The organism is Pseudomonas sp. 05T35 (genome assembly GCF_056396605.1).
In genome coordinates, this window is the sequence record NZ_JBFTLU010000440.1 from 1 (window position 1) to 3,716 (window position 3,716).

At 59.4% G+C, this 3,716-nt stretch carries 4 protein-coding genes; all 4 read left to right on the forward strand.

From position 1 onward, the window contains the following. The coding region (mutL, locus tag AC1DH9_RS24745) for a DNA mismatch repair endonuclease MutL (RefSeq protein WP_477808957.1) at positions 1 to 1,433 on the forward strand (1,433 nt) is incomplete at its 5' end. Continuing rightward, positions 1,433 to 2,404 (forward strand): tRNA (adenosine(37)-N6)-dimethylallyltransferase MiaA, encoded by a 972-nt coding sequence (gene miaA, locus AC1DH9_RS24750; RefSeq protein WP_427534284.1) that lies wholly within the window; start codon positions 1,433 to 1,435, stop codon positions 2,402 to 2,404. The genes mutL and miaA, both read left to right, overlap by 1 nt. 93 nt (positions 2,405 to 2,497) lie before the next feature. Further along, entirely contained in the window at positions 2,498 to 2,758 is a 261-nt protein-coding gene (gene hfq, locus AC1DH9_RS24755) for an RNA chaperone Hfq (protein ID WP_019691505.1), read from the forward strand. A 12-nt stretch (positions 2,759 to 2,770) separates the two neighbouring features. After that, positions 2,771 to 3,716: ribosome rescue GTPase HflX (gene hflX, locus AC1DH9_RS24760; protein ID WP_477808958.1), on the forward strand; the 946-nt coding region annotated here is incomplete at its 3' end.

Sequence of the window (3,716 nt, forward strand, 5' to 3'; positions counted from 1 at the left end):
CCCCGGCACGGCGCAAATTCCTCAAGACCGAAAAAACCGAATTCGATCACCTGCAAGAAGTGATCAAGCGTCTGGCGCTGGCGCGTTTCGACGTGGCGTTCCATCTGCGCCATAACGGCAAGACCATCCTCAGCCTGCACGAAGCCCAWGACGACGCGGCTCGCGCCCGGCGTGTGGCGGCGATTTGCGGCGCAGGCTTCCTGGAGCAGGCGCTGCCCATCGAGATCGAGCGCAATGGCCTGCATTTGTGGGGTTGGGTCGGGTTGCCGACCTTTAACCGCAGCCAGGCAGACCTGCAGTATTTCTTTGTGAATGGTCGTGCGGTGCGCGACAAACTGGTGGCCCATGCGGTGCGCCAGGCGTATCGCGACGTGCTGTTCAACGGTCGGCACCCGACGTTCGTGCTGTTTTTCGAAGTCGATCCGGCGGGCGTCGACGTCAACGTGCACCCGACCAAACACGAAGTGCGCTTCCGTGACGGGCGCATGGTCCACGACTTCCTCTATGGCACCTTGCACCGCGCCTTGGGCGATGTGCGTCCGGAAGATCATTTGGCTGCGCCTGTCGCGACGGCCGTGGTCAGGCCGACCGGCATTGAAGCCGGCGAGTTCGGCCCGCAAGGTGAAATGCGTCTGGCGGCCAATGCGTTGCTGGAGCAGCCGCAGGCACAGCCGTCCTTTAATACGACGGCAGGCTCGAGCTCGGGCACCGGCGCCGGTTATCAGTATCAATACACGCCGCGTCCGCAGTCGGGCGTGCCGGTGGCCGAAGCGCAGGCTGCCTATCGCGAGTTTTTTGCGCCACTGCCTGAGGCGAATGCCACGGCACTGCCTGACGGGCAGGGTGATATCCCGCCGCTGGGGTATGCGCTGGCACAGCTCAAAGGCATCTACATTCTTTCGGAAAACGCCCAAGGGCTGGTGCTGGTGGACATGCACGCCGCGCATGAGCGGATCATGTACGAGCGCCTGAAAATCGCGATGGCCAGTGAAGGCCTGAGTGGCCAACCGCTGCTGGTGCCGGAGTCGATTGCAGTCAGCCAGCGTGAAGCCGATTGCGCCGAAGAGCACGTCAGCTGGTTCCAGCGCCTAGGCTTCGAACTTCAGCGTCTGGGCCCGGAAACCCTGGCGATCCGGCAGATTCCGGCGTTGCTCAAACAGGCTGAAGCCAATCGCCTGGTTCACGACGTATTGGCGGACCTGATGGAATACGGCACCAGCGACCGGATTCAGGCACACCTGAACGAACTGCTCGGGACCATGGCCTGCCACGGCGCTGTTCGCGCCAACCGGCGCCTGGCCTTGCCGGAAATGAACGGTCTGCTGCGGGACATGGAAAACACCGAACGCAGCGGTCAATGCAACCATGGCCGACCGACCTGGACCCAATTGGGCCTGGACGATCTGGACAAACTGTTCTTGCGCGGTCGTTGATGAGCCAGCTTCCTCCAGCGATATTCCTGATGGGCCCGACCGCAGCGGGCAAGACCGATCTGGCCATCGAGCTGACCAAGGTCCTGCCGTGCGAGCTGATCAGCGTCGACTCGGCGCTGGTTTACCGGGGTATGGATATCGGCACCGCCAAGCCTTCGAAGGAGCTATTGGCCGAGTTCCCTCATCGGTTGATCGACATTCTTGATCCGGTCGAGGCCTATTCGGCGGCTGATTTTCGCCGGGATGCCCTGCAGGCCATGGCCGAGATCACCGCGCGCGGCAATATTCCGCTGCTGGTCGGCGGCACAATGCTCTATTACAAGGCTTTGCTCGAAGGTCTGGCCGATATGCCGGCGGCCGATCCGCAGATCCGCGCTGAAATCGAGGAAGAGGCTGCACGCCTTGGCTGGCAAGCCCTGCACGATCAGTTGGCGGTCATTGATCCGGTGTCGGCAGCGCGAATTCACCCCAATGACCCGCAGCGACTCAGTCGGGCGCTGGAAGTTTATCGGGTCAGCGGCCAGAGCATGACCGAACATCGAGCGCGACAATCTGCGCAAAGTACTGAAGCAGGCGCTTCGGGTCGCCCACAATTGCCCTATACTGTCGCGAACTTGGCTATCGCTCCGGCGAATCGTCAGGTACTGCATGAGCGTATTAAACAAAGATTCACACAAATGTTGGAACAGGGATTCATTGACGAGGTCGTAGCCCTGCGTAAAAGAAGTGACCTGCATGCCGGGTTGCCGTCTATACGCGCTGTAGGTTACCGACAAGTCTGGGATTACCTGGATGGCAAGCTGACGTCAGCCGAGATGCAGGAACGTGGGATCATTGCCACGCGCCAATTGGCGAAGCGCCAGTTCACCTGGCTACGCAGTTGGGATGATTTACACTGGCTGGACAGCCTCGATTGCGACAATCTGCCACGCGCCTTGAAATACCTTGGAACGGTCTCCATATTGAGCTGAGTCCTTGCAATTGCCGTCTATCCTTGGGGGTGTGACGGCCTAAGCCATTTTTTTACCTATTTTTATTATTGAATCCTTAAAGGAGTGCGGCACATGTCAAAAGGGCATTCGCTACAAGACCCTTACTTGAATACATTGCGTAAAGAGAAAGTGGGGGTTTCCATCTATCTGGTCAACGGAATCAAACTGCAAGGCACGATCGAGTCGTTCGACCAGTTCGTTATCCTGCTGAAAAACACCGTCAGCCAGATGGTCTACAAACACGCGATCTCTACAGTGGTGCCGGTTCGTCCAATTCGTCTGCCTAGCGCAACCGAATCCGAACAAGCTGACGCTGAGCCAGGTAACGCCTGATAGGAGTCTCCTTTGTTCTTTGAGCGCCACGGTGGTGGTGAACGAACCATTCTCGTTCACTTGGATGGTCAGGACCCTGAGGCGCGCGAAGATCCGCAGGAGTTTCAGGAGTTGGCAATTTCGGCCGGCGCCGAGACCGTCGCGTTTGTTAACGTGCCGCGTCATCGGCCAACCGCCAAATACCTGATTGGCAGTGGCAAGGTCGAGGAATTACGCGACCAGGTCAAAGCCGAGAAGGTCGATCTGGTTATTTTCAATTCCGTCCTCACGCCCAGTCAGGAACGTAACCTCGAACGCGTTTTCGAGTGTCGCGTGATTGACCGTACCGGCCTGATTCTCGATATCTTCGCCCAACGCGCCCGCACCCATGAAGGCAAGCTCCAGGTTGAACTGGCCCAGCTTGATTACATGAGTACGCGACTGGTTCGCGGCTGGACTCACCTTGAGCGGCAGAAAGGCGGTATCGGTCTGCGCGGCCCGGGTGAAACCCAGCTGGAAACCGACCGGCGTCTCCTGCGGGTTCGCCTGCGGCAGATCAAGGGGCGTCTGGAAAAGGTCCGCAGTCAGCGTGATCAGGCTCGTCGTGGTCGTCAGCGTGCGGATATCCCTTCGGTTTCACTGGTGGGCTATACCAACGCCGGCAAGTCGACGCTGTTCAACGCGGTCACCGATTCCGACGTGTTCGCGGCAAACCAGTTATTCGCTACCCTCGACCCGACCTTGCGCCGGCTCGAACTCGCCGACCTCGGTCCGATCGTACTGGCCGACACTGTGGGCTTCATCCGTCACTTGCCGCATAAGCTGGTCGAGGCATTTCGGGCTACGCTCGAAGAGTCGAGCAACTCTGACCTGCTGCTGCATGTGATCGACGCCCATGAGCCAGAGCGGATGGCCCAGATCGAACAGGTCATGGCGGTGCTCGGCGAGATCGGTGCACAAGACTTGCCGATCCTTGAGG

Bases quoted from the DNA above. Each gene is read 5' to 3' on its own strand.
- hfq (WP_019691505.1), top strand. From the start codon at position 2,498: ATGTCAAAAGGGCATTCGCTACAAGACCCTTACTTGAATACATTGCGT.
- miaA (WP_427534284.1), top strand. From the start codon at position 1,433: ATGAGCCAGCTTCCTCCAGCGATATTCCTGATGGGCCCGACCGCAGCG.